Consider the following 24,802-nt stretch of genomic DNA (forward strand, 5'->3'; position numbering starts at 1 on the left):
ATGACCGTTCAGGAACCGATCAAGACACCCGTCCTGCCCGACGCGCAGACCGTGACCGAAGTCCGCCACTGGACCGACACGCTGTTTTCCTTCCGCGTGACCCGGCCCGCGAGCTTGCGCTTCCGCTCCGGCGAGTTCGTCATGATCGGCCTCCTGAAAGATGACGGAAAGCCGCTGCTGCGCGCCTACTCCATCGCCTCGCCCTCTTGGGATGACACGCTGGAGTTCTACTCGATCAAGGTGCCCGACGGTCCGCTAACCTCCCGCCTGCAGAAGATCGGGGTGGGCGATCAGGTCATCGTGCGGCCGAAGCCGGTGGGCACGCTGGTCACCGACGCCCTGCTGCCGGGCAAGCGGTTGTGGCTGCTCGCGACGGGGACGGGCATCGCCCCCTTCGCCTCCCTGATCCGCGATCCGGACGTCTACGCCCGCTACGACCAGGTGATCCTGACCCACACCTGCCGGAGCGTCGCCGAACTCGCCTATGGGCAGGAGCTGGTGGACCACCTTCCCGAGGACCCGTTGGTGGGCGAGGAGGCGGCGCAAAAGCTCCTCTACTACCCCACCACCACGCAGGAGGACTTCGTGAACCGCGGCCGCATCACCGACCTGATGCGCTCGGGCGAGCTTTTCGTGGCACTCGGGACCCCGGCGCTGGATTCGGCCGAGGACCGCGTAATGATCTGCGGCTCCATGGGCCTGAACCTCGACGTGAAGGCGATCCTGGAGGAGCGCGGCTTCACCGAAGGCTCCAACAGCGCCCCGGCCGATTTCGTGCTGGAGAAGGCTTTCGTGGGGTGATCGGGCTTCCCGGAAATCGTCCGGTGGACGATTTCGACCGATCACGGGCGGAGCCCCGGGCAGGCGCCGTCTCGCAAACGCTCTGGCGGAGCGCTTGAGGTGCGAAAGGGCGAAGCCCCGGACAGATAGCGAACCTCGCAGATATCGCCCCTTCCCCCGACCCGGGGGAGGGCCGGGGAGGGGCCCGACGCCCCGGATTTTATGACCTAAACTCTCGTGCTCGCAAACAGTTCAGAATCCAGTCATATTCATGCGTGCACTCGAATTAGGAAGCTATATTAGGCCGCGACGCCCCCGGTGAACTGCAGGCGGGCGAGGCGGGCGTAGAGGCCGCCTTCCTCCACCAGGCTCTCATGGGTGCCGGTGGCGACGATGCGGCCGCGCTCCATCACCACGATGCGGTCCGCCTTCTTCACGGTGGCGAGGCGGTGGGCGATCACCAGCGTCGTGCGGCCTTCGGAGAGGGCATCGACCGCCTGCTGCACCGCGCGCTCGCTTTCCGCATCCAGCGCCGAGGTCGCCTCGTCGAGGAGCAGGATCGGCGCGTCGCGCAGGATGGCGCGGGCGATGGCGATCCGCTGCTTCTGCCCGCCCGAGAGCATGACGCCGCGCTCGCCCACATAGGTCTCGTAGCCGTCGGGCAGGGCGGTGAGGAAGTCGTGGGCGGCGGCGGCCTTCGCCGCTGCCTCGATCTCCGCATCGCTGGCGTCGGGGCGGCCGAAGCGGATGTTCTCGCGCGCGGAGGCGGCGAAGATCACGGGCTCCTGCGGGACGAGCGCGTAGCGGGTCCGCATCTCGGCCCGGTCGAGCGTCGCGATATCGGCACCGTCCACCACAACGTGGCCCGCATCGGGATCGTAGAACCGCAGGAGAAGCTGGAAGATCGTGGACTTGCCCGCGCCAGAGGGCCCGACGATCGCCACGGTCTCACCCGGCTGCACCTCAAGGGTAACATCGTCGAGCGCGGGCACCGTGGGCCGCGCGGGATAGCGGAAGGAGACGCCGTCGAAGGTCACGGCGCCGTGCGCCTCAGGCAGCGCGGCGGCGGGGGTCGCGTCGCGGATCGGGTCCTCGGCCTGCAAGAGCTCCACCAGCCGCTCGGTCGCCCCCGCGGCGCGCATCAGCTCGCCCCAGATCTCGCTGAGCGAGCCGACGGCGCCGGCGACGAGCACCGCGTAGATCACGAACTGCACCAGCGTGCCCGGCGTGATCAGCCCGTCGCGCACCTCGCGCGCGCCGAGCCAAAGTACGCCGACGACGCCGGTGAAGACGAGGAAGATCACGATCGCCGTCATCACCGCCCGCACCCGCACGCGGCGCCGGGCGGCATCGAAGGACGCCTCGGTCAACGCGCCGAAGGCGTTCCGGCTCACCGTCTCATGGGTGTAGGCCTGCACGGTCTGCGCGGCCATCAGCGTCTCGGACGCCTGGGCGGAGCTGTCGGCGATCCGGTCCTGGTTCTCCCGGCTCAGGCGGCGCAGGCGGCGGCCCAGGATCACGATGGGCAGGATGACGAGCGGGACCAGCACCAGCACCGCCGCCGTCAGCTTCGGCGAGGTGGCGAGCATCAGGATCAGCCCGCCGACGAAGGTGAGGATGTTGCGCAGCGCGACCGAGATCGAGGAGGAGACCACCGACAGGATCAGCGTCGTGTCCGTGGTCAGGCGGCTGAGGACCTCGCCCGTCATCAGCCGCTCGTAAAAGGCGGGGCTCATCCCGATGACCTTGTCGTAGGTCGCGCGCCGAATGTCCGCGACCACGCGCTCGCCAATGAGCGTCACCAGCATGTAACGCAGCGCCGTGCCGGTCGCGAGCAGCGCCACGATGCCGATCGCCGCCCCGAAATAGGCGTCGGTCTGCGCGATATCGTCGCCGAGGAAGTTGTCCACCACGCGCCGCACGGCGATGGGCAGAACCAGCGTGAGGCAGGCCGTCAGGACGAGTGCCGCACCCGCCGCAATGATCCAGGCCCGGTAGGGCTGAAGGAAGGGCCACAGCCCGCGGATCGGCCCCAGGGTCGAGGCGCGCGCCCGCTCTTCAGTGCTGTCGGCCATCCTCGCGCTCCTGCCGCCGATCCGTCGAAAGGACTTATCAACCGGCCCAGCGGGCCGCAAGCCGACTTAGGGATCGTTAACTTTTGGGTGCTAGGCGGAAGGTCGGCCTGACGGAGGGGGACCACGCCAATGCTGGACGCGCTATTCGACGGAACGGCCTTCATGGCGCATGGCTACTGCCTGCTCTGGCAGCCCGGCCTCCTGACATTGCATGCCCTCTCCGACCTTCTGATCGCGGGGTCGTACTTCGCCATTCCGATCGCCATCCTGATCTTCCTGCGGCGGCGGCCGGAGCTTGAAATGCGGGGGCTTGCGGCGATGTTCGCGGCCTTCATCCTGCTGTGCGGCATCACCCACGTCATCGGCCTCGTCACGCTCTGGCAGCCCATCTACGTGGTGCAGGGTCTGGCGAAGGCGCTGACGGCCGGAGTGTCGATCCTGACGGCCGCGGCCGTGTTCCTGCTGATCCCCCGCGCGCTCGCCATTCCCGCGCCCGCGGCCCTGCAATCGGCCAATGCGGCGCTCACCAACGAGGTCGAGGCGCATCGCCGCACCCTGGCCGAACTGGAGGCCGCGCGCGATGCGCTGGCCGAGCAGGTCGATGTGACGCGCCGCGCGCTCGACTCGAGCGAGGAGCGGTTCCGCATCGTGCAGGAGGCCTCCCCCGACGGCTTCATGCTGTTCGACGCGGTGCGCAATTCGGAGGAGGAGATCGTCGATTTCCGCCGCACCTATGCCAATGCCGCGGGGGCCGAGGTGCTCGGCGCCCGGCCGGAGGAGATCATCGGCCGCTCCATGCTGGAGGAGATGCCGGGCCACGCGGAAAGCGGCCTCTTCACCGCCTACCGCAAGGTCGTGGAGACCGGCGACCCCTGGCAGGACGAGTTCCACTACGCCCATGACGGCATCGACGGCTGGTTCCGCGCGACGGCGGTGAAGGTGGCGGATGGCTTCGCGGTCACCTTCTCCGACATCTCGGAACGGCGGAAGCGCGATGCGCAGATCCGCCTGCTGATGCGGGAGGTGAACCACCGGGCGAAGAACTTGCTCGCCGTTGCACAGGCCATCGTCCGGCTGACGGCGACGAATTCGGATCCCGAGGCGTTCGCCCACGACATCGGGCAGCGGTTGCAAAGCCTGTCGCGCTCCCAGAACCTGATCGTGGCGGGCGACTGGACCTCGGTGCCGCTGGCCGACCTGATCGAGACGCAGCTCGCGCATCTGGGCGGCAGCTCCGCCGGGCGGATCTCCTTCAGCGGGCCGGCGGTGGAACTCAATCCGGCGGCCGCGCAGGCGATCGGGCTCGCGCTGCATGAGCTCTCCACCAACGCGATCAAGCATGGGGCGCTGTCCAACTGCACCGGCCGGATCGAGATCGAGTGGAGCGTCACCGGGGGTGCGAAGCCGGTCTTCTCGATGATGTGGTCTGAGAGCGGTGGGCCGCCGGTCGTGGCGTCCGGCCGCCGCGGCTTTGGTCGGGTGACGACCGAGCGCATGGTCAAGCAGGCCCTGGACGCGGATATCGCCCTCGACCTGCCCGTCGAGGGCCTCCGTTGGACGGTCACCGCGTCGCTCGAAAGCGTCGGTGAGATCGCCCGGCCCGGCCTTCCCATCGCGTCCTGACGGGAAGGCCCTTGGCGTCAGCTTCCGGTCGTCGCGTCGACGCCCTCATACATGCCGACGGCGGCGTGCATGGCGGCGAGCAGCGGCTCCACCCGGTCGGCGAGATCCGCAAGCGTGTCGGCATCCAGCACCTCACCGGCCGCGGCGCGGTCGAAGATGCCGTGCACCGCCTGCCACTGCCGATCGACCTCTGCCAGCTGGCCCGCGATCTCTTCGTTCGGGGCGGCGAGCACACCCGCATCGGGCAGGCCGTTCTGCAGCGCGGCCAGCGACAGGTCGAAGATCTCGACGGTGCGCGTCAGCCGGTCGGCGTAGTCCTGCGGGTTGTCGGCGACCTGCATCAGGCAGACCTCTTTTACCGCGCGCTGGGTCAGCATCCGCTGGCGGCCTGCGATGTCCACCGTCACGGTCAGGGCGAGCGGCACCCGAGGTCCGGCATCGCCATAGGCGCGCGCGGTGCGGTTCACGGCCGCGTTCATCCGGTCGAGCACCTCGACGCTGGCGGCATCGAGCACCATCAGCCGCTCCTCCTCGATCGAGCCGTCGGCGATGGTGGTGTCGATCATCCGGCCATAGGCGCGCCACGGACCGTCGATCTCGGACAGGGCGGTCAGCACGCTCTGGTAGCGCTCCGCCGGCAGGTTGAAGTCGGGATCGCCGACGCGCAGTGCGGCATCCGAGCGCTGGAAGAGATCGTAGGCCGCGTCGAGCTGGCTCAGATGCGTTTCCGTCGCGATCCCGGTCGAGGCGAGGCATGCGGCCTTCGCCATCCGCTGGGACAGCATGCGCTGGCGTCCCGCGACATTGACGCGGTAGGCGGCTTCCTCCGCAGTGACCGGAGCGTTGCTCGTCGTGTCGGCCGAGGCGCCCGTCGGCACGCCAATGGCGAGCGCGGCAACGAGCAGAACGTTCGAGATCGAGTCCCGAGGTGTCATTGGGGTTCTCCCATTAGGTGATTTCGGAGCGCTGGCGTCGCGCAAAAGAAACGTGGCCGCAGCGCATATTGCGGCGCAATGAAATGATCAATACAATATATGGGGAAATTTAGATAATTGCGCGGCGATCCGACTTGTCGGATTGTCTAAGTAACTGGCCCGCAAGCACTTCTCATTCGAACGGGTCGAACGGCTCCCAGTCATCCGGTGCGTCATCGGGATCAATCGGCAACACTGCCTCGGCGGGATCGGGCTCGGCCGCGGGGGACCGGATCTCGCGAAGGGTTGCACCCGGAAACGCATCGAGGGCGGCGCGCACCAGGGGATGGGCGCGGGCCTGCGCCTCCTCGTCATTGCGGCGGGCGGATTGCACCTCGTGCAGGGTCTCGCCTCCACCCTCCGATACGATGGTCACGGCCCATCGGTTTCCCGTCCAGCTCGACAATCGTTGCGAAAGGGTCGCGGCGAGGTGCTGGGGTGCATCAGGTGTCGGCTGGAACTCGATCCGGCCGGGGCTGTAGCGGGCGAGGCGGACGTGATGCTCGACCTCGACCAGCAGCTTCATGTCGCGGCGCTTGCGGATGAGGGCCACCACGTCGTCGAAGGAGCCGTAGCGGGCCAGCGGCTCCTCACCCGGCACGGGTTCCGGCGCGGGGGCGGCCACGGCGATCGGCGCGCTGCCCGCAAGCGCCATCCGCGCGGTGCCGCCGCCACCCGAAGCCGGGGCACCGGCGCCGACCGCGGGGGCGGGCGCGTCCTGCAGCTTGCGGATCAGCTCCTCGGGCGAAGGGAGGTCCGCCACGTGGGTGAGGCGGATGATCGCCATCTCGGCCGCCATCATGGCGTTGGGCGCGGCCGCAACCTCCTCCAGCGCCTTGATGAGCATCTGCCAGGCGCGGGAGAGGGCGCGCATCGGCAGCTTCCCGGCCATGTCGAGGCCGCGGGCGCGCTCATCGGGGCTGACGGTCGGGTCCTCGGCGGCCTCCGGACTGATCTTCACCACGCTGACCCAATGGGTGATCTCGGCCAGATCGCGGAGCACGGCGAGCGGGTCGGCCCCGGCGGCGTATTGCCCCGACAGCTCCTCCAGCGCGCCCTTCGCATCGCCGCGCATCACCAGGTCGAAGAGGTCTAGCACGCGGCCGCGGTCGGCAAGGCCCAGCATCGCGCGCACCTCGTCCGCACCGGTCTCCCCCGCGCCATGGGCGATCGCCTGGTCGAGCAGTGACAGCGCGTCGCGCATCGAGCCCTCGGCCGCGCGGGTGATCAAAGCCAGCGCCTCCTCCGAGACCTGGGCACCTTCCTTCCCCGCGATCTCGCCGAGATAGCGGATCGTCTCCTCCGGCTCCATCCGGCGCAGGTCGAAGCGTTGGCAGCGGGAGAGCACGGTGACCGGCACCTTGCGGATCTCGGTCGTCGCGAAGATGAACTTCACGTGCTCCGGCGGCTCCTCCAGCGTCTTGAGCAGCGCGTTGAACGCGCTGGTCGACAGCATGTGGACCTCGTCGATGATGTAGACCTTGTAGCGCGCGGAGGCGGCGCGGTAGCGGACGCTGTCTATGATCTCGCGGATGTCGCCGACCCCGGTGCGGGAGGCCGCGTCCATCTCCATCACGTCCACATGCCGCCCCTCGCTGATCGCGACGCAGGGTTCGCAGACGCCACAGGGCTCCACCGTCGGGCCGCCGGTGCCGTCCGGCCCGATGCAGTTGAGGCCCTTGGCGATGATCCGCGCGGTGGTGGTCTTCCCGGTCCCGCGGATGCCGGTCATCAGGAAGGCATGGGCGATCCGGTCGGCCTCGAAGGCGTTCTTGAGCGTGCGCACCATCGCGTCCTGACCGATCAGGTCGGCAAAGGTCTCCGGCCGGTACTTGCGGGCCAGCACCTGATAGGTGGTCTCGCTCATGGGGTCCCCCGAGTCGCTGAGTGTCAGAGGCTAGAGCCCCGGGGGTGGGGGCTCAAGCCGCTCCCGGTCCCGCTCTCAGTCCTCGTTGATGTCCCGGTCGAAGGTCTTGGCTTGGCCCCGTCGCACGCCGAGCAGGCGGCGCATCGCGAGCCACGCGAGCAGCGAGACGGCGGCGAAGAAGAGCAGCGTCAGCGGCACGCTGCCGCTGAGCGCCGTGTCGAGCGGGCCGCCGAGGCCGAGGACCAGCGCGGTGACGAGCGCCCCGAACGCGAAGCCGAGCAGCACGGCCTCGGGCGCCACGGCGCACAGCGCCAGCAGGGCGAGGCCCGCCAGCGCCCAGACCCACCAGAGCGCCAGCATCAGCCGCGCCCCTTGAGCATCTGGAAGGCGTCGGCGAAGGCATCGACCGCGTTGGCGGGCAGCACGACCGTCTGCTTGCCGTCGCCCTGGCCGAGGGAAGTCAGCGCCTCCACCTGCTTGAGGGCCACGTTGTACTGCGCGGCCTCCAGACCGTTGTCGGCGATCGCGGCGGAGACGACGGAGGTGGCGTAGGCCTCCGCATCCGCGGTGATCCGGCGCGCCTTCGCGGCCTGTTCGGCGGCGTAGAGCTCGCCGTCCGCGGCAAGCTCCACGGCCCGCTTCGTACCCTCGGCCTCCGTCACCTGAGCGCGGCGCGCACGCTCGGCATTGAGCTGCTGGAGCATCGCGGCCTTCGTAGCTTCGTCGAGATCGACGTCGAGGATCTCGACCCGGGTCACGATGATGCCCCAGTCGTCGACCACGGCGACGAGCGCGTCCTTGATCTGATCGATGAGATGGGAGCGGTTGGACTGCACCGCGTCGAGTTCCATCGCGCCGATCGACGAGCGGACGATGCCCGCGACGGTGGTGGAGATCGCGGCGTCCACGTCGCGGATGCGGTAGACGGTCTTCTCCGGCTCCGTAATGCGGTAGAAGACGCTGGTCTCCACCTGCAACAGCACGTTGTCGGCGGTGATCGCGTCCTGTTTGGCGGTGGGCAGCTGGCGTTCGAGGATCGAGATCCGGTGCTTCACCCGGTCGAGGAAGGGCACGATGAAGTTGACGCCCGGGCCCAGCACCTTCTGCAGGCGGCCCAGACGCTCGACCACGTGCTTCTCCGACTGTGGCATGATGCGCACACCGAGGAAGACGACGAGGATGATAAAGGCGGCGATGGCGAGGACGACGATGTTCGCGCCGCCCAGGGTGAGCTCGGGATTCATGTTGTTTCCATGCGTTCTTATGGCGTGTCGCGCGGACTATGCGCCGGGCCGCCCCGCTTTGGAAGCGACGCGGGCGCGGTGCGCGATATAGAGCGTGGAGACAACGATGAGTGTTGCGCCGACGCCAGTATAGCTGTCGATGACCTCACCGAAGAGCACGTAACCGGCGAGCCCGATCAGCACCAGCCGCAGGTAGGTGACGGGGGCGAGCAGCCCTGCCTCGGCATAGCGATAGGCCTGGATGTCGGCGATGTTGCGCATGGCTCCGGTCGCGACGACCAGCGCCATGATTGACCAGCCGAGGGTGCTGTGCGGCAGCGACCAGACGGGGGCGGCGAGCGGCAGGCTGAGCACCAGGGTGACGACGACGGAGCTGACGAAGGCCGAGAACGGCCCGTCCGCGGTGGCGACCCGGCGGCTCATGGACAGAGCGATGGCGAAGAGCAGGGAGGACGCGAGCGCCGCGAGCATCGCCGGGTGTAACGCGTTGAAACCGGGGCGCAAAATGATGGCAGCGCCGATGAAGCCGGCGGCGACGGCGGCCCAGCGGCGGGGGCCGACGCGCTCGTTCTGGAAGAGGGCGGCGAGGATCGTGGCGAAGATCGGCGCGGTGAAGAACAGCACCGTGGCCGTCGCAAGCGGGATCTCGGCCAGCGTGTAGAAGCCCAGATGGGTCGACACGCCGATCAGCGCGCCGCGGACGATGTGATCCCGCCAGCTGGTGATGCGCAGCCGCCGCCAGAGAAGGGGAAGCAAGACCAGAAGGATAAGCGTGGTGAGCCCGGCGCGCAGCGTCACGATCATCCGGCTGTCGATCTCGAGGCTCACGACCCGCACGCCGACCGACATGGCCGAAGCGCTGGCGACCGAGAACAGCATCCAGCCCAGCCCCCGCAGGTTGTCGGCGTGGCTGCGGGCCGGGTGGGGCAGGGCCGCGCCGGGCGGGGATTGCTGCACTGCGAAGCTCCGAAATCAGGTGTGCACAACCCGTGCACAATGCGTGCACCGGGCGTATGACATCAAGTCATACCGATGCTGCGGCGCGGTAGAGCGGGATCGCGGCCCGTGCTATGGCGCGGAAGAGCGAGACCGGAGGGCGGGATGCGGATTGCGGCCTACAATGTCGAGAACCTCTTTGACCGGGCACGGGTCTTCAACGACGGGGCGCCGGGCGAGGTGCTCGACGCCTTTTCGGAGCTCAGCATTCTTTTCGAGAAGTCGGTCTACGAGGATGCGGACCGCGCGCGGATGCTGGAGCTGTTGGAGGCGCTGGGGCTGCTGGCCGGCGACGAGGGGCCCTTCGTGCGGCTGCGCCGGATCCGGGGCCAGTTCCTCGTCCGCGGCACGCCGATCCGGATCGAGGCGCAGGGCCGCGGCGACTGGATCGGCTGGGTCGAGCTGAAGACCGAGGCGGTGGAGGAGACGGCACTCCTGCTCACCGCCCGCACGATCTTCGACGCGGGCGCCGACGTGCTCGCGGTGGTGGAGGCGGAGAGCCGCCCGGTGCTCAAGATGTTCCAGGAGCAGATGGCGCGGCAGCTCGACCTGCCGGAGACCTATCCGAATGTCATGCTGATCGACGGCAACGACCGGCGGGGGATCGATGTCGGGCTCGCGACGCGCGCGGGCTTTCCGATCGGGCGGATGCTGAGCCATGTGGACGATCTGCGGCCCGACGGCACGCCGATCTTCAGCCGCGACTGCCCCGAATACGAGGTGACGACCCCGTCCGGTAAGGTGCTGGTGGTGCTCGTGAATCACTTCAAGAGCAAGTTCGGCGGCAACTCTCCGTCCTCGCGCGCCCGGCGGCGGGCGCAGGCCGAGGCGGTGGCGGGGTACTACCGGCGGCTGCGGGAGGAGGGGCGCGACTTCGTGGTGGTCGCGGGCGATCTGAACGACACGCCGGACAGCGATGAGCTGGCACCCTTGCTGGCGGAGACGGACCTGCGCGACGTGGCGGAGCATCCGGGCTTCACCGAGTTCGAGTTTCGGGCCGGGAACGGTAATCGCGGGATCGGGACGATCGGGCTCGGCAATGACAACGACAAGATCGACTACCTGCTGCTGTCGCCCGCGCTCTTCGACCGGGTGGAGCGGGGTGGGCTGTTCCGGAAGGGCGCCTGGCCGGGCTCCCGTCCGCCGCGCTGGGAGGTCTATCCCGAGCTGACCGAGCGGCAGCATGCGGCGTCGGATCATCATCTGATCTGGGTGGATCTGGATTTGTGACGGGAGCGCCCCCCTCCTCCTTCCTCCCCCCTCGGGGGGAGGAGGGTGTTTTAGTCTGAGGTGGAGTGGGGGAGCTGGCGATGTTCGGCCCGGGACAAGCCGAAGGCGCCGGGCGAGCGCCGGCCCGTGCCGGCGGGCTGGCGCTTTGATGCGGGGTGGGCGGTTCAGGCGGAGCGATGACATTGCGGGGATAAAGCGCGTCGTTCGTCGGGCGGGAGCGCCATCCCACGGGCCGGCGCGCGCCCAGCTTGGCGATCTGCAGCCTCATAGGCGTCTGGCGGCATCTCTGCGATGGATCGCAACGGCTTACGTTGAGGCACCAACCGTCCCGGCCCCCGCGCCGGGACCTTTCGGTTCCGAGCTGCCCGCCTTACCGCCCCTTGAACCGTTCCTGCCAGTCCTCGCGCTGTTCGTCGGTGATCTTGTCGAACAGGTTGTCGGGCACGGTGAAGGCGTCGCCGGGCTTCAGGACCTCCAGCGCCTCGGCCACGTTGGCGGGCCAGGTGTCGTCGGTGTTCAGCGCCGCGCGCAGCGTCGCCGCCGCGTCCGGGATGAAGGGGGCCGACAGTACCGCGTAGAGCCGGATGAGGTTGAGCGCGAGGCGGATGATCCCGGCGGCGCGCGCCTCGTCGGTCTTGAAGGCGGCCCATGGGGCGGTCTCCTGAAGGTACTCATTGCCCGCGACCCAGATGGCGCGCAGCTCGGCGGTGGCCTTGCGGAAGTCCATCGCCTCCATGTGCTCCTCGTAGAGGCGCACGCGGCGGGTGAGCTCGTCGATCAGGGCCTGCTCGCTCTCGCCGTAAGGGCCGTCGGGCACCTGCTCGCCGAACTTGGAGCGACAGAATTTGGTGACGCGGCTCACGAAGTTGCCGAGCACGTCGGCGAGGTCCTTGTTGCAGCCCGCCTGAAAGCTCTCCCACGTGAACTGGCTGTCCGAGGTCTCGGGCACGTTCGACATCAGCCACCAGCGCCAGTAGTCGGCGGGCAGGGCGCTGAGCGCCTGGTCCATGAAGACGCCGCGCCCCTTGGAGGTGGAGAACTGGCCGCCCTCGTAGTTCAGGTAGTTGAACGACTTGATGTAGTCGACGAGCTTCCACGGCTCGCCCGAGCCGATCAGCGTGGCGGGGAAGCTGAGGGTGTGGAAGGGGACGTTGTCCTTGCCCATGAACTGGACGTAGGTCACGTCCTCGGCGCCCTTGTCGGTGCGCCACCACCGCTCCCAATCCGCGAACTTCTCGGCGGTGGAGGCGATGTAGGCGATGGGCGCGTCGAACCAGACATAGAAGACCTTGCCCGGCAGCTCGGGCACCGGCACGCCCCATTCGAGGTCGCGGGTGATGCCCCGGTCCTGCAGGCCGTCGCCGTCGTTGAGCCATTTCTTCGCGATGGAGGTGGTGAGGACCGGCCAGTCGTGCTTGCCGTCGATCCAGTCGGAGAGCTCGGCCTTGAGCTGGGACTGCTTGAGGTGGAGATGCGTGGTAGCGCGAACCTCCAGATCCGTCGCGCCGGAGATGGCGGAGCGGGGATTGATGAGGTCCGTGGGGTCGAGCTGCTTGGTGCAGTTCTCGCACTGGTCGCCCCGCGCACTTTCGTAGCCGCAATTGGGGCAGGTGCCCTCGACATAGCGGTCGGGCAGGAAGCGGCCGTCGGTGGCGGAGTAGATCTGATGCTCCGTCACTTCGGCGATCAGGCCGTTCTCGCGCAGCTTGGCGGCGAAATGCTGGGTGAGCTCGTGGTTCTGCGGGCTCGACGAGCGGCCGAAATGGTCGAAGGCGAGGCGGAAGCCGTGGGCGAGCTCGGCCTGGATCTCGTGCATCTCGGCACAGTACTCGGCCACGGGCTTGCCGGCCTTCGCGGCGGCGAGCTCCGCCGGGCTGCCATGCTCGTCGGTCGCGCAGATATGCATGACCTCGTGCCCCCGCCCGCGCAGGTAACGCGCGTAGACATCCGACGGCAGCTGGGAGCCGACGAGGTTCCCCAGGTGCTTGATCCCGTTGATGTAGGGAATGGCGGAGGTGACGAGATAGCGGGCCATGTCTGTCCTCATGCGGTTCGCGCGAGGGGTCTAGCCGATCGGGCAGTCCGGCGCCAGTGGTCGGTCACGCGAATGCGACGGGGGCGCGGTGCAGGGCGGTGGTAGTCTGCGCCGCAGTTGTTTGGGGGAGGGTGCGATGCGGTGGATCGGAGTGGTCGCGGTGCTGGCCGCGGGTGGCGCTGCTGCGCAGGATTGCACGCCGTGCGATGTGCCGGGCGGAGCCTACTGGGCCTACGTGCCCGAGGCGGCCGACGGCGCGATCCTCTTCTCCCACGGGTATCGCGGGCGGGCGGAGCGCATCGTGGGCACGGCGTCTTTGCAGGCCATGGCCGACGATCTGGGCGTGGCGCTGGTGGGCCTGCAATCGGCGGGCGACGACTGGTCGCTGCCGGGCGCGCCGACCGACAGCGCCACCGTTGCCCGGGACGAGGTCGCCTATGCGGGCGCGGTGCTCGACGACGTGATCTCGCGCTTTGGAGTCGACCCTGCGGGGGTGGTGGCCGCGGGCTTCTCCGCGGGCGGCATGATGACGTGGACGCTCGCCTGCGAGATGGGCGACCGGCTGGCCGGTGCGGTGCCGATGGCCGGCACGTTCTGGGACCCGATCCCGGAGGGCTGTAGCGCGCCGCCGGTCAGCGTGGTCCATGTCCACGGCACCACGGACGAGATCGTGCCGATGGCCGGCCGCGTCGTCGGCGATGCGCGGCAGGGGGACCTCGAGGAGGTGCTGGCCATGTACGCGGCCCATGGCGGTTTCGGCGCGGTGGAGGACGTCGAGGCGGGGCCGCTCGACTGCTCGGTCCGCACCTCGCCCGCCGGGCTGGAACTGTCGCTGTGCCTGCACGGGGGCGGCCATGGCTTCACCGCCGACCAGCTTCGCGTGGGGTGGGAGCGGGTGATGGCGACGCGCTAGCCCCTACCAGACGCCGAAGCAGTCCCATGCCTCGGCGCCGCCATACCAAGTGCAGGTGTTTTTGATGCCGCCTACCCAGTCAATGCGGATCATGTAGGTGTCCGGCCCGTCAGGCCCGTGCCAGTCACGGGCGTTGGCAAGGTATCCTGCGGACCCCTGACGCATCCCGGTTAACGCCGCCCACAGCGCAGGACCATCCGGCGCGCAGGTTCGTTCGAGAACCGGCGCGCTGTCATGAGGCAGGTCGCAAAGCATCCTTGGCGCAACGCCGGTGCGCACAACTTCCGCGTCGATCGCTTCTATGACCGGTTCCAGACCCTCAAAAGCCTTCTCCGCCGCCCAGTGATTTTCCGTCCAGTTGCAGGAGGTGAGGGTAGCGGCGACCGCGATCATCAGGACCGGAAACTGCACGGCTGACTTTCCGAAATACGAGAATGGTGCCCGGGGGCGGATTTGAACCACCGACACGCGGATTTTCAATCCGCTGCTCTACCCCTGAGCTACCCGGGCACGGGTGAGGGCGTTCCCTCGGGTGTGGCGTGTTTAGACAAGGCTCCGGGGGGTGTCCAGCGCCTTTTTCACCCCGTGTCGTCGCCGCGGAAGACGGGGCGGATCTCGACCTCGTCGGGGGTGTCCTCTTCCTCGGCGGGGACCGCGTAGGCGCCGGAGAACCAGCGCGACAGGTCCACGTCCGCGCAGTGTTTCGAGCAGAAGGGGCGGTACTTACGCTCCGTCGTCTTGCCGCAGATCGGACAGCTCATGGCAGCACCTCCGTCAGGGGAAGACGCTCGCGCTTGCGGTTGAGTTCCAGGTGGCCGAGCGGGGTCCAGCCGACGACCTGCGTCTCCACTACGTCGGCGCGCAGGGCACGGCGGGCGGCGGCTTCGAGCTCCGGGCGCAGCTTCTTCGTGGAGGGGGCGAGGTCGAGCACGATCTGCCCGCCGAGGCCGCGCAGGCGCAGCGCCCGCGGCAGGGCAGCGAGCGCGGCCAGATTGGCTTTCAGGCCAGCGGCCGGGGAGAAGTCTCCGCCGGTGTTCACGTCCACCGCGACGAGGGCGGAGGTCGGCTCGACGCTCATCCAGGCGCCGCCGCTGAGCGGCTCGCGCGGCGAATGGAGCAGTTCGATCTCATCGAGCACGCCATGATCGGCGAAGCTGCCCGCGCGGTCCTCGACCAGATCCGGCGTGGGCCAGTCGCGCCAGGCCAGCGTCGCAGCACCGGGGGCGTCGACCAGCAGCTCCGGTTCGGTGCCGGGATCGGCAAGCACCTGTTCGGCGAGCGCCCGCATCTCCGCGATGTCGTCGGCCACCGCGCCATCCTCGGCCTCCGCCGCGGCGGAGCGGATGACGAGGCCGAGGCTCTCGGCCCCGTCCATCACCTCGCGCGCGATCACGTCGAGGCGGTCGCGCCCCTCCTCATCCTTGATCGAGCGGGCGACGTTCAGCCCCGGCGCGCCGGGCGTGACGATGGCATAGCGGGACTTGAAGATCGGGCGGGGGGAGAGCGGCGCGGCCTTGCCGGGCTCCGCATGGGTGGTGACCTGCACCAGCAGAGCGGTGCCCGGGCGGATACCCTTCGCCTCCCGCAGCCAGCCGGACTGGCCGTCCGGTAGGCGGACCGTGGCGGCGCCTGCGCCCTTCACCGGGCGATCGAGGATGCCGCGATAGATGGCGCCGGGCTGCAGCCGGTTGCTCTCGGGCGGGTCGATCAGCAGATCGTGGAGCCGCCCGTTCACCATGAGGGCGGCCATGTCTCCGGCCCCGTCGGCGCGCGGCTCGATGGCGACGACGCTGCCCTTCATGCGGCGAGTCCGGTGTAGCGGACCTGATAACCGGCGGCGGCGAGCATCCCCGCCGTCTCGGTCAGCGGCAGGCCCACGACATTGGTGTAACTCCCGGAAATCCATGGCACGAAGGCGCCCCCGATCCCCTGGATCGCGTAGCCGCCCGCCTTGCCCTGCCACTCGCCCGAGGCGATGTAGTCGGCGATCTCGGCCTCCGAAAGGCGCTTGAGCTTCACCGCTGTTTCCACCGTGCGGGTCCAGAGCTTCGCACCCTTCAGCGCCACACCGGTGATGACCTTGTGTCGGCGGCCAGAGAGGAGGCGCAGGAACGCCTCCGCCTCGTCCGCATCCGCCGGCTTGCCGAGGATCCGCCGCCCGGCCGCGACAACCGTGTCGGCGGCGAGCACCAGCTCGCCCTCCACCGCCGCGGCCTTCTCTTCCGCCAGCCGCGCGACATAGGGCCGGGGCAGCTCGCCCGGCTTCGGCGTCTCGTCGATGTCGGCAGGTGTCACCGCGTCCGGCACCACCCCGATCTGCGCCAGGAGGTCCCGGCGGCGGGGGGAGGCGGACGCCAGTGTCAGACGTACCTTACTTGAAGCGGTAATTGATCCGCCCCTTGGTCAGGTCGTAGGGCGTCATCTCGACCTGTACCTTGTCGCCCGCCAGCACGCGGATGCGGTTCTTGCGCATCTTGCCCGCGGTGTGGGCGATGATCTCATGGCCGTTTTCGAGCTTCACCCGGAACGTCGCGTTCGGCAAAAGCTCGGTCACGACCCCGGGAAATTCAAGCAGCTCTTCCTTGGCCATGCTCTCTCCAGATAGGGTGAACGAGAACGGGGCCCCCGGCCCCGTGCCGCAGGGATATGAGCCGAAAAAGCGCGGAAATCAACCCTTACGCGGCGCGCCGGGTGAGCGCCGTGACCGCACCGGCCAGGATCAGGAAGCTGCCGCCGACCCGCGCGATGATCTGCTGGGCCCGCGGCCCGGCCAGCCGGTCGCGCATCGTGCCCGCCGCCACGGCCCAGAGGAACGCGTTAAGCGCGCCCAGCACCACGAAGGTCGTCACCAAGATGGTGGTCTGGGGCAAGAGCGGCAGCGCGGGGTCGATGAACTGCGGCACGAAGGCGATGAAGAAGACGATGCCCTTCGGGTTCAGCACCGTCACGATGAAGGTATCGCGAAACACCCGCCCGCCCCGCACCGGGGCCGCCTCCAGCCGCTGCGGCGCCGTGCGCCACATCGAGATGCCGAGCCACACGAGATACGCCGCGCCGCAGAGCTTGAGCACCGTGAAGGCCGTCGCGGAAGCTGCGAGCACCGCGCCCGCCCCGGCAAGGCTCACCACCATCGCCACCAGATCGCCCAGCGCCACGCCCGGCACGACGGAGAGCGCGGCCTTGCGTCCCTGGCCCATCGCGTAGCTCACCACCATGACGACAGTCGGGCCGGGAATGGCGACCAGGACGGCGGAGGCGATGGCGAAGGCTAGCCAGATCTCGAAGCTCATGGGACAACTCTCCTGTGCAAACCCGCTCAGCGTTGGCGACTAAGCCGCCTCCGTCAACGTCATCTTTCCCCAAATACGCGATGTCGGTCCCGTGGCAGATCGCGCGACAGGCGTATTTTGCAGAAAGATGAAGGCTCAGCCGAAGGTGTCCGCGATGCGCCCGGCGATCTGGTCGCGGGCCGCGCGGTAGTGGCCCAGCTTCTCCTCCCGCCCCTCGCCGAGGCCCGTGGGATCCATGATCGGCCAGTGCAGCACGTCCACATGTGTGGTGCGGGTCAACTCATGGGCATGGCGCAGGCTCGCCGGGCTCAGCGCCACGATCATGTCGAAGGCGCCGAGGTCGTCGCCCCATTCCGCCATCTCCTCGAAGGAGCGGGACCGGTGGCGGGCAAGCTCCACGCCCAGTTCCTTGCACACCGCGATGGCGAAGCCGTCGATCTCTTGCTCGTGGCGCACGCCCGCGGACTGGACATAGACCCGGCGGCCGAAGCGCTGCTTCATCAGGCCCTCGGCCATGGGGGACCGGACGGCATTGTGATCGCAGCAGAAGAGCACCGATGTGGGCAGCTCCGTCATCAGCCCTTGAAGTGCAGCACGCAGATCAGCGTGAAGAGGCGCCGGGCCGTGGCGTGATCGGTCTCCACCTTGCCCTCCAGCCGCTCGGTCAGGATGCGCGAGCCTTCGTCATGGATGCCGCGGCGGCCCATATCGATCGCCTCGATCTGGGCCGGGGGGAGCTTCTTGACCGCCTCGAAATAGGCCTCGCAGATCTGGAAGTAGTCCTTGATGACCTGCCGGAAGGGGCTGAGCGACAGGTGGAACTCGCCCGCCGGGGTGCCGTCCTCCTCCCTTATGTCGAAGACGAGGCGCCGCTCCTGGATCGAGAGGAACAGATGGAAGGGCCCGTCACCGGTGCCCGCGGGGCAGAACCGGTTCTCCTCCATCAGGTCGAAGAGGGCGACGCGCCGCTCCTGCTCCACCTCCGGCGTGGGCGGCGGCAGGCCCGCATCGTCGAGCTCCACATGGGTCAGTCGGCTCATCGGTTCAGCCTTTCCAGCCGGGCGCGGACGGAGAGCCCGTGCGCCTCGAGGCTTTCTGAGATCGCCAGCGTCTCCGCCGCCGGGCCGATGGCGGCGAGCGCCTCGGGCGTCATACGCGCGATCGTCGTCCGCTTCATGAAATCGAGCACCGAGAGGCCGGAGGAGAAGCGCGCCGAGCGCGCCGTCGGCAGCACGTGGTTCGGCCCGCCGACATAGTCGCCGATCGCCTCCGGCGTCCAAGAGCCGACGAAGATCGCGCCGGCATGGCGGATCTTCGCGGCGAGACTTTCGGCATCGGCGCAGGCGATCTCCAGATGCTCCGGCGCGATGCGATCGGAGAGGCGCACGGCTTCGTCGAGATCACGCACCGTCACCACCGCCCCGAAATCGCGCCAGCTCGCGCCCGCGATGGCGCGGCGTTCCAGCACCTCCAGCCGCTTCTCCACCGCCCCGGCCACGGCCTGCCCGAAGGCGGCATCGTCGGTGATCAGGATCGACTGCGCGCTCTCGTCATGCTCGGCCTGGCTCAAGAGGTCCACGGCGATCCAGTCGGGGTCGTTCTCGGCATCGGCGATCACCAGGATTTCCGACGGGCCCGCGATCATGTCGATCCCCACCTGGCCGAAGACGCGCCGCTTCGCCGCCGCGACGAAGGCGTTGCCGGGCCCCGTGATCTTGTCCACCGGTGCTATGCTTTCGGTGCCGTAGGCCATGGCCGCCACCGCCTGCGCCCCGCCGATCCGGTAGATCTCGTCCACACCCGCCAGCCTTGCGGCCAGCAGCACCAGCGGGTTCACCACGCCGCCCGGCGTCGGGCAGCAGATGCAGAGCCGCTCGACGCCTGCCACCCGTGCCGGGATCGCGTTCATCAGCACCGAAGAGGGGTAACTCGCGAGCCCGCCTGGCACATAGAGCCCAGCCGCCGATACCGCCGTCCAGCGCCAGCCGAGCTCCGCCCCCGTCGCATCGGTCCAGCGGGCGTCCGCCGGCACCTGCTTCTCGTGATAGGCCCGGATCCGCTCCGCCGCGAGCTCCAGCGCTTCGCGTTCGGCTGCGGGCACCTTCGCGATCTCCGCGTCGATCTCGGCTTCGGAGAACGCCAGCACGCCCAGCTCAAGCCGGTCGAACTTCGCCGTCAGCTCCTGCACCGCCACGTCGCCGCGCGCACGCACGTCCGAAATGATCGCCGCCACAGCCGCATCCACGTCCTCGTCCGCCTCGCGCTTCATGCCGAGCAGTCCGGCAAAGCGCATGTCGAAATCGGCATCGGTGGTGTCGAGGAAGATCGGCATGGGGTCTCTCACGGAATGGCGCATCCCGCTTAGCCCGCGCCGCGCGTCACCTCAAGCCCGGCTCTCTCTTCTTCAAGTATCCCCGCCGGAGGCATCGAGCCGCAGCATCATGGTGATCTCGTCGATATAGCGCCCGCCGTGGCACAGCGCACGGGGCACCCGCCCGACCTCCACGAAGCCGTGGCGCGCATAAAGTGTCCGCGCCGGGCGGTTCTGCGTCCCGACGCCGAGCTCCAGTTGCACGACCGTGCCGCGGGCCTCCTCGATCACCGTCTGCATCAGGCGGTCGCCCGCCCCGCGACCACGCGCCTCGGGCCGGACGTAGACCGAAACGACCTCGCCCCGGTGTCGCACGGCAGCGCGATCCGAATGCCACAACCCGACCGTCGCGAGCGCACGGCCATCCTCGACCAAGGCAAAGACCCTGATCCGCCGCAGCCAGTCCGCGAAATCCTCCAGCGGCCGGTCGACCCATTCCGCATGGACGGAGCCGAACGCCTCGGGCGTGTCGAGCAGCATGGCGAGCCGGACATCGCGCCAGATCGCCGCGTCCTCCGCTCCCAGCACTCGGATCATTCGTGCTCCGGCACCTTCTTCGACGGCGCGAGGTAGGGCCGCGTCACGTCGGTCAGCATCACGTTGAGCGCCTCGGCCTCCAGCGCGATCTCCCCGTCGCCAGCGAGGATCAGGCGCAGCGTGCCCTGGCCGTCCTCCGCCGCCTCCCATTCGAGCGACAGGACCGAGAGCACCAGCTCGCGATCCGCCGGATCGACGCCGTTCGCGCGCACGCGCCGCACGTCATCGACGACCAGCGTCGACTGCACCCGCTCGGCCGGCTGACCCGGACGGTTCGCGTGATATTCCCAGCGAAAGCGGTTGAGCAGCAATGCGAACTGCCGCTTCGACGGTTTCCACGACATCTCCGACGTCTGGGCCACCGCGTCCTGGCAGAGGGCCGAGACCACGCGCAGATCCTCGGCATCGGCCGCCATCAGGCGCAGCGGCTGCTCGGCGCCGTCCTCGAAGCGTGCGTCTTCGGTGCTCATTCGCTCACCCGCTCGATATCCGCCCCGCAGGCCGACAGTTTCTCCACCACGTTCTCGTAGCCGCGGTCGAGGTGGTAGACCCGGCTCACCGTACTCTCACCCTCCGCCGCGAGCGCTGCAAGGATGAGGGAGACGGAGGCACGCAGATCCGTCGCCATGACCGGCGCGCCCTTGAGCGGAGTGCCGCCATGGACATGGGCGGTCCCGCCCTTCACCTCGATCTGCGCGCCCATGCGCTGCAGCTCGGGGGCGTGCATGAACCGGTTCTCGAAGATCCGCTCTTCCAGCACGCTTTCCCCGTCGGCGAGCGTGAGCATAGCCATCATCTGCGCCTGCAGGTCGGTGGGAAAGCCGGGATAGGGCTCGGTCACGACGTGCAGCGGCTTCAACCCGTTACCGTTGCGGCTGACGCGCAGGCCGGTCGCGGTCTCCTCCACCTCGACGCCCGCCTCCTCCAGCTTGTCGGCGAAGGCGCCAACGAGATCGCGGGTCCCTCCGAGGAGCTCGACCGATCCGCCGGTCATCACGGGCGCAAGCATATAGGTGCCGAGCTCGATCCGGTCGGTCACCACGCGGTGCGTGGCGCCATGCAGCCGCTCGACGCCGTGCACGGTGATGGTCGAGGTGCCCTCGCCCTCGATCTGCGCGCCCATCGCGCGCAGGCAGCGGGCGAGATCCACGATCTCGGGCTCCCGCGCCACGTTCTTCAGGACCGTCGTGCCCTTCGCCAGCGTCGCGGCCATCAGCGCATTTTCTGTCGCACCAACGGAGACGAGCGGAAACTCCACCTCCGCCCCCGTGAGCCCACCGGGCGCGATGGCGTGCACGTAGCCGTCCCGCAGCTCGATCTGCGCGCCCATCGCCTCCAGCGCCTTGAGATGCAGGTCCACGGGCCGCGCGCCGATCGCACAGCCGCCCGGCAGGCTCACCACCGCCTCGCCATCGCGCGCGAGCATCGGCCCGAGCACCAGGATCGAGGCGCGCATCTTGCGCACGATGTCGTAGTCCGCCGTGTGGTTCGTGATCTTCCCGCAGGCGAGCGCCAGCACCTGCCCGTCGCTCAGCCGCGCGACCTCGCAGCCCAGCGACTGCAGCAGCTCGGTCATGGTGCGGATGTCGCTGAGCCGCGGCGCGTTGGTCAGCGTCAGCGGCTCGGAGGTCAGCAACGCCGCCGGCATCAGCGTGAGGCACGCATTCTTCGCCCCCGCGATCGGGATGCTGCCATTCAGCGGCCGGCCGCCGCGCACGATGATCTTGTCCATGCCTGCTCTCTACTGCTGCCCGTCATCCGACGCCTTGCGCGCCCGCGCCTGCGCCTTGCGCCGCTGGAGATTGGCGCGCAACTGCGCAGCCAGCCGGTCCTCCCGCTCCGTCTTTGCGGGCTTCGGGGCGGCATCGGGATCCCGCGACGTCTTGTCCTCATCACTCATGGCACCCGACATAGGCCCATCCGCGCACAGGGTCCAGATTGGCCTTGCACGCCCAAGTGAATCGTCTAAAAGACCCGCCACGGGCTGCCGTGGCTCAGGGGTAGAGCACCCCCTTGGTAAGGGGGAGGTCGAGAGTTCGAATCTCTCCGGCAGCACCATTTTGCATTTTTGGATGTCGAAGTTAGCTAACACCTTGAATGGTAAGGTGGTTTTTGGTGTTCTAAATCCGTTTTCGCGGTCGTAGCGCAACTCCTCGCAAAACGCCAGTCGAAGCACTGCTTTGCGAACCTCGAATCCGCCGTTCTTCCAGATCGTCCAAGGGCTTGAGAGCATCCGCATCGAGAGTTCGAACATCTCGTCAAAGGTGTGCTTCGGAGCAGTGATATTGGCGGATTTTTCGGCGAGGACGCGCTTGTGGCGCTCCAGCTCTGCGATGCGCTGTTCATAGGCTTCGAGCACGCGCGGCTGGGTGGCCTGCAGGACGCGCTCGACGAGGCCGGAGATGGTCTTCTCGGTCTCGGCGATCTGGGCCTTGAAGGAGGCGGCCCTCTCGCTCATCTGGCCGGCGCGCAGGTCCCAGACCTGGCGGAACAGGGTCCCGGCGACCTTGGCGAGCGTCCGGTTGGGCTGGATCTTGACGAGGACGCCTTCGAAGCGCTCCTCGATCTCCTGGCGCGGGATGCTCTTGCCGTAGAGCGCGCATCCCTTCTCGCGGCAGAGATAATAGGGATAGGTCTTCGTCTTGCCCGTCGACCAGCCAGCGGTCAGCAGCGTGTTGCAGCACGCGCAGCGGACGGCGCCGCGCAGGATGAAGTCCTGGGCGACGTCCTTGCGGGCCGGTGCGTAGGTGCCCTCCTTCAGGCGCGCCTGAATACGCTCGTATGTCTCCAGGCTGATCAGGGGCGTGTGCACGCCCTTGCGGGGCGCGATGTTCCAGGAGGGCGCATTGACGTAGCCCGCATAGACGATCTTGCCGAGGAGCCGGACGATGGTCTGGGGGCGCAGGCCGCCGCCGGGCAGATCCGCCGGGAAGTCGGGATGGTCTTCGAGGTAGCGCTTGAGTTCGGCCTGGCTGCGGAAGCGGCCGGAGGCGAAGCCCTCCAGCCCTGCGCGGACGGCGGCAGCCGGGGCCGGATCGATGACGAGCTTCTTGCCGCCATTGTCCGGTGCGTAGCGGTAGCCGACGGGCGCGCGGAACACCCAGTAGCCCTTCTCGACCCGCGCCTTCATCTTCTGGATGACCTGGCGGGCGTTCTGCTCGCGCTCCAGCTGGCCCTGGGCGGCGACAGAGGGGCTGCCATCGCGCTTTTTCGGGTCTAATCGCAGGCGAACCGAGGTCTGTGGTAGAGAATGTGCCGGACCCGTCGTGATCCTTTTTTCCACCGACGGGCCCATCCTGGAGAGCCTCCGTTAGGCCTGCACTACCTTCTTCGGTCTTTGGTGGTATCAAGCAAGAGTAGGCGACTCACCAAGATAATGATCATACTATCATTCTCCATGTTAATCTCATGGATTTATACGTCTGTGATAGGTGTTCGATTTATGTGAATATGTATTAAAATTGATCGAGCTTAACCAGCGAGCGATTTTAATAGCGATCCACTGGCGTGGTATCTGCTATTAAGTTATCTAAGGCGTCGCGCGTCTAATATGGCTATCTATAAACGGGAGTGATATTATATCTAATAATTACTCAAAAATAAAATCTCTTCTATTAATTGAATATAGTATATTAAATACTACTTATAATATAATATATCTTTAATAAATTATCTCAAAAGAGAGCGTAGTGGTGCGGGCTTGTATGAGTTTTCGAATGTAGCCTAATATAATTTGTCGATATCTAATAGAGACACCTGGATGTATCTTGCGGAGATAAATAGCCATGCAAAAATGACACTTCATGTTGTGCGCTGTGCCGCTATTCAAATTTCGATTTACCTCGCTCCCCGTCGCGCGAGGAGCCAGACGAAGAAGACGCCGCCGACGAGGCCAGTGACGATGCCGATGGGCATGTCCTCGGGGCGCATCACGGTGCGGGCGGCGATGTCGGCCCAGAGCAGGAAGATCGCGCCCACGAGGGCCGAGGCGGGCAGTACGCGGGCGTAGTCGCCCCCGACGATCATGCGCACGATGTGCGGGACCATCAGCCCGACGAAGCCGATGATGCCGGAGAAGGCGACCATCACGCCGGTGATCAGGGCCCCCACGACGAAGACGATCAGGCGGAACCGCGCGACCGGGATCCCGAGCGTGGAGGCCGTCTCGTCGCCGATCGTCATCGCGTTGAGCGCGGCCGCCTGGCTGAACAGCCAGACACCGCAGGCGAGCAGGATGACCAGCGGAAAGACGAGCTGATCCCATTGCGCGAGGCCCAGCCCCCCGAGCATCCAGAAGACCACCGTATGCGTCGCGCGGGGATCACCGAGGAAGATCAGGACGTTCGCGGCCGCCATGATGATGAAGGACACGGCAACGCCCGCGAGCACCAGGCGATCCGCGCTGGTGGCATCCGCGATGCGCGACACGCCGAGCACGATGGCCGTGGCCCCCAACGCCCCCAGGAACGCCAGAAGTGGCACCGTCAGCAGACCCAGGAACAACCCCGTGTGCAGAAGTGCGAGGATCGCACCGAACGCCCCGCCGGAGGAGATGCCCAGAAGATGCGGATCGGCCAGCGGATTGCGCGTCACGGCCTGAAGGCTCGCCCCGACCATGGCGAGGCCCGCGCCCACCATCATTGCCAACAGCGCACGGGGAAAGCGGATGTCCCAGACGATGGCCTCGCGCCCTGCACTCCAGGTCTGCTCGACGATGTCCGGCGACAACTTGTTGATAAGCACGCCCCAGACCGTCGCCGTCGGCACTGGAACCGCCCCGACGGAGATCGCGATGGAGAGCGAGATCACGAGGCTCGCCACGCCGATCAGAAGCAGCGGAACCGTTCCCCGCAGATGCCTCGCCGGC

26 protein-coding genes and 2 tRNA genes are annotated in these 24,802 nt (G+C 67.8%); 6 read left to right on the forward strand and 22 right to left on the reverse strand.

Annotated elements, in window-relative coordinates; translation table 11 throughout:
* Complete coding sequence (locus tag I0K15_RS16035; protein ID WP_196102494.1) at window positions 1–801, forward strand: ferredoxin--NADP reductase; 801 nt, start codon at window positions 1–3, stop codon at window positions 799–801.
* Between the two features lie 278 nt (window positions 802–1,079).
* On the opposite strand, the gene I0K15_RS16040 is transcribed toward I0K15_RS16035, so the two are convergent.
* Window positions 1,080–2,855, reverse strand: coding sequence for an ABC transporter transmembrane domain-containing protein (locus tag I0K15_RS16040; RefSeq protein WP_196102495.1), 1,776 nt, complete (start codon window positions 2,853–2,855; stop codon window positions 1,080–1,082).
* A 129-nt stretch (window positions 2,856–2,984) separates the two neighbouring features.
* Here I0K15_RS16040 and I0K15_RS16045 point away from each other — a divergent pair, with 129 nt between their 5' ends.
* Window positions 2,985–4,478 carry an HWE histidine kinase domain-containing protein gene (locus I0K15_RS16045; RefSeq protein ID WP_196102496.1) on the forward strand — a complete coding sequence of 498 codons (1,494 nt, stop codon included), beginning with the start codon at window positions 2,985–2,987 and terminating at the stop codon, window positions 4,476–4,478.
* Window positions 4,479–4,495: 17 nt separating this feature from the next.
* Here I0K15_RS16045 and I0K15_RS16050 read toward each other — a convergent pair whose 3' ends face one another.
* From I0K15_RS16050 to I0K15_RS16070, 5 genes are all read right to left on the reverse strand, one after another.
* On the reverse strand, window positions 4,496–5,413 hold the full coding sequence (locus I0K15_RS16050) for a type IV pili methyl-accepting chemotaxis transducer N-terminal domain-containing protein (RefSeq protein ID WP_196102497.1): 918 nt from the start codon (window positions 5,411–5,413) through the stop codon (window positions 4,496–4,498).
* Window positions 5,414–5,585: 172 nt separating this feature from the next.
* On the reverse strand, window positions 5,586–7,319 hold the full coding sequence (locus I0K15_RS16055; protein ID WP_196102498.1) for a DNA polymerase III subunit gamma/tau: 1,734 nt from the start codon (window positions 7,317–7,319) through the stop codon (window positions 5,586–5,588).
* A 75-nt stretch (window positions 7,320–7,394) separates the two neighbouring features.
* Window positions 7,395–7,679 (reverse strand): NfeD family protein, encoded by a 285-nt coding sequence (locus I0K15_RS16060; RefSeq protein ID WP_196102499.1) that lies wholly within the window; start codon window positions 7,677–7,679, stop codon window positions 7,395–7,397.
* Window positions 7,679–8,563, reverse strand: a complete 885-nt coding sequence (locus I0K15_RS16065) for an SPFH domain-containing protein (protein ID WP_196102500.1) — start codon at window positions 8,561–8,563, stop codon at window positions 7,679–7,681. The genes I0K15_RS16060 and I0K15_RS16065 overlap by 1 nt, the downstream gene beginning before the upstream one ends.
* A gap of 36 nt (window positions 8,564–8,599) precedes the next feature.
* Window positions 8,600–9,520, reverse strand: coding sequence for a DMT family transporter (locus I0K15_RS16070; RefSeq protein ID WP_196102501.1), 921 nt, complete (start codon window positions 9,518–9,520; stop codon window positions 8,600–8,602).
* Between the two features lie 144 nt (window positions 9,521–9,664).
* Here I0K15_RS16070 and I0K15_RS16075 point away from each other — a divergent pair, with 144 nt between their 5' ends.
* A complete protein-coding gene (locus tag I0K15_RS16075) occupies window positions 9,665–10,789 on the forward strand; it encodes an endonuclease/exonuclease/phosphatase family protein (protein ID WP_196102502.1) in 1,125 nt (374 codons plus the stop codon).
* A 370-nt stretch (window positions 10,790–11,159) separates the two neighbouring features.
* Here the strand turns inward: I0K15_RS16075 and metG are convergent, their stop codons facing one another.
* On the reverse strand, window positions 11,160–12,824 hold the full coding sequence (gene metG, locus I0K15_RS16080; RefSeq protein WP_196102503.1) for a methionine--tRNA ligase: 1,665 nt from the start codon (window positions 12,822–12,824) through the stop codon (window positions 11,160–11,162).
* A 136-nt stretch (window positions 12,825–12,960) separates the two neighbouring features.
* Here metG and I0K15_RS16085 point away from each other — a divergent pair, with 136 nt between their 5' ends.
* Entirely contained in the window at window positions 12,961–13,737 is a 777-nt protein-coding gene (locus I0K15_RS16085; protein WP_196102504.1) for a CE1 family esterase, read from the forward strand.
* 3 nt (window positions 13,738–13,740) lie between these two features.
* On the opposite strand, the gene I0K15_RS16090 is transcribed toward I0K15_RS16085, so the two are convergent.
* The 14 genes from I0K15_RS16090 to I0K15_RS16155 form a co-directional block, all read right to left on the reverse strand.
* The gene (locus tag I0K15_RS16090; protein ID WP_196102505.1) at window positions 13,741–14,130 is read right to left on the reverse strand and encodes a hypothetical protein; all 390 of its coding nucleotides are present in this window, start codon (window positions 14,128–14,130) and stop codon (window positions 13,741–13,743) included.
* Window positions 14,131–14,172: 42 nt separating this feature from the next.
* Window positions 14,173–14,247: transfer RNA gene (locus I0K15_RS16095), tRNA-Phe, on the reverse strand.
* A 68-nt stretch (window positions 14,248–14,315) separates the two neighbouring features.
* Complete coding sequence (locus tag I0K15_RS16100; protein WP_196102506.1) at window positions 14,316–14,498, reverse strand: DNA gyrase inhibitor YacG; 183 nt, start codon at window positions 14,496–14,498, stop codon at window positions 14,316–14,318.
* The gene (locus I0K15_RS16105; protein WP_196102507.1) at window positions 14,495–15,538 is read right to left on the reverse strand and encodes a ribonuclease E/G; all 1,044 of its coding nucleotides are present in this window, start codon (window positions 15,536–15,538) and stop codon (window positions 14,495–14,497) included. Before I0K15_RS16105 ends, I0K15_RS16100 begins: the two co-directional genes overlap by 4 nt.
* A complete protein-coding gene (locus tag I0K15_RS16110; protein ID WP_196105503.1) occupies window positions 15,535–16,125 on the reverse strand; it encodes a Maf family protein in 591 nt (196 codons plus the stop codon). The genes I0K15_RS16105 and I0K15_RS16110 overlap by 4 nt, the downstream gene beginning before the upstream one ends.
* Complete coding sequence (infA, locus tag I0K15_RS16115; RefSeq protein WP_108782316.1) at window positions 16,109–16,327, reverse strand: translation initiation factor IF-1; 219 nt, start codon at window positions 16,325–16,327, stop codon at window positions 16,109–16,111. Before infA ends, I0K15_RS16110 begins: the two co-directional genes overlap by 17 nt.
* 85 nt (window positions 16,328–16,412) lie before the next feature.
* Entirely contained in the window at window positions 16,413–17,027 is a 615-nt protein-coding gene (locus tag I0K15_RS16120) for a LysE family translocator (protein ID WP_196102508.1), read from the reverse strand.
* 135 nt (window positions 17,028–17,162) lie between these two features.
* Entirely contained in the window at window positions 17,163–17,603 is a 441-nt protein-coding gene (locus I0K15_RS16125) for an arsenate-mycothiol transferase ArsC (protein WP_196102509.1), read from the reverse strand.
* Window positions 17,603–18,067 carry a UPF0262 family protein gene (locus tag I0K15_RS16130; protein ID WP_196102510.1) on the reverse strand — a complete coding sequence of 155 codons (465 nt, stop codon included), beginning with the start codon at window positions 18,065–18,067 and terminating at the stop codon, window positions 17,603–17,605. Before I0K15_RS16130 ends, I0K15_RS16125 begins: the two co-directional genes overlap by 1 nt.
* Entirely contained in the window at window positions 18,064–19,359 is a 1,296-nt protein-coding gene (gene hisD / locus I0K15_RS16135) for a histidinol dehydrogenase (RefSeq protein WP_196102511.1), read from the reverse strand. The genes I0K15_RS16130 and hisD overlap by 4 nt, the downstream gene beginning before the upstream one ends.
* A 72-nt stretch (window positions 19,360–19,431) precedes the next feature.
* Complete coding sequence (locus I0K15_RS16140) at window positions 19,432–19,935, reverse strand: GNAT family N-acetyltransferase (protein WP_196102512.1); 504 nt, start codon at window positions 19,933–19,935, stop codon at window positions 19,432–19,434.
* Window positions 19,932–20,405, reverse strand: a complete 474-nt coding sequence (locus I0K15_RS16145; protein ID WP_196102513.1) for a DUF2948 family protein — start codon at window positions 20,403–20,405, stop codon at window positions 19,932–19,934. Before I0K15_RS16145 ends, I0K15_RS16140 begins: the two co-directional genes overlap by 4 nt.
* On the reverse strand, window positions 20,402–21,667 hold the full coding sequence (gene murA, locus I0K15_RS16150) for a UDP-N-acetylglucosamine 1-carboxyvinyltransferase (protein ID WP_196102514.1): 1,266 nt from the start codon (window positions 21,665–21,667) through the stop codon (window positions 20,402–20,404). Before murA ends, I0K15_RS16145 begins: the two co-directional genes overlap by 4 nt.
* 9 nt (window positions 21,668–21,676) lie before the next feature.
* On the reverse strand, window positions 21,677–21,835 hold the full coding sequence (locus tag I0K15_RS16155) for a hypothetical protein (RefSeq protein WP_196102515.1): 159 nt from the start codon (window positions 21,833–21,835) through the stop codon (window positions 21,677–21,679).
* A gap of 83 nt (window positions 21,836–21,918) precedes the next feature.
* Between I0K15_RS16155 and I0K15_RS16160 the strand changes: the two genes are divergently transcribed.
* A tRNA-Thr gene (locus I0K15_RS16160) sits at window positions 21,919–21,993 on the forward strand.
* A gap of 256 nt (window positions 21,994–22,249) precedes the next feature.
* Entirely contained in the window at window positions 22,250–23,155 is a 906-nt protein-coding gene (locus tag I0K15_RS16165; RefSeq protein WP_196102516.1) for a hypothetical protein, read from the forward strand.
* Window positions 23,156–23,772: 617 nt separating this feature from the next.
* Here the strand turns inward: I0K15_RS16165 and I0K15_RS16170 are convergent.
* Window positions 23,773–24,789, reverse strand: a complete 1,017-nt coding sequence (locus I0K15_RS16170) for a FecCD family ABC transporter permease (RefSeq protein WP_230374412.1) — start codon at window positions 24,787–24,789, stop codon at window positions 23,773–23,775.
* Window positions 24,790–24,802 lie beyond the last annotated feature (13 nt).

This window comes from Pontivivens ytuae (genome assembly GCF_015679265.1).
Lineage (GTDB): Bacteria > Pseudomonadota > Alphaproteobacteria > Rhodobacterales > Rhodobacteraceae > Pontivivens > Pontivivens ytuae.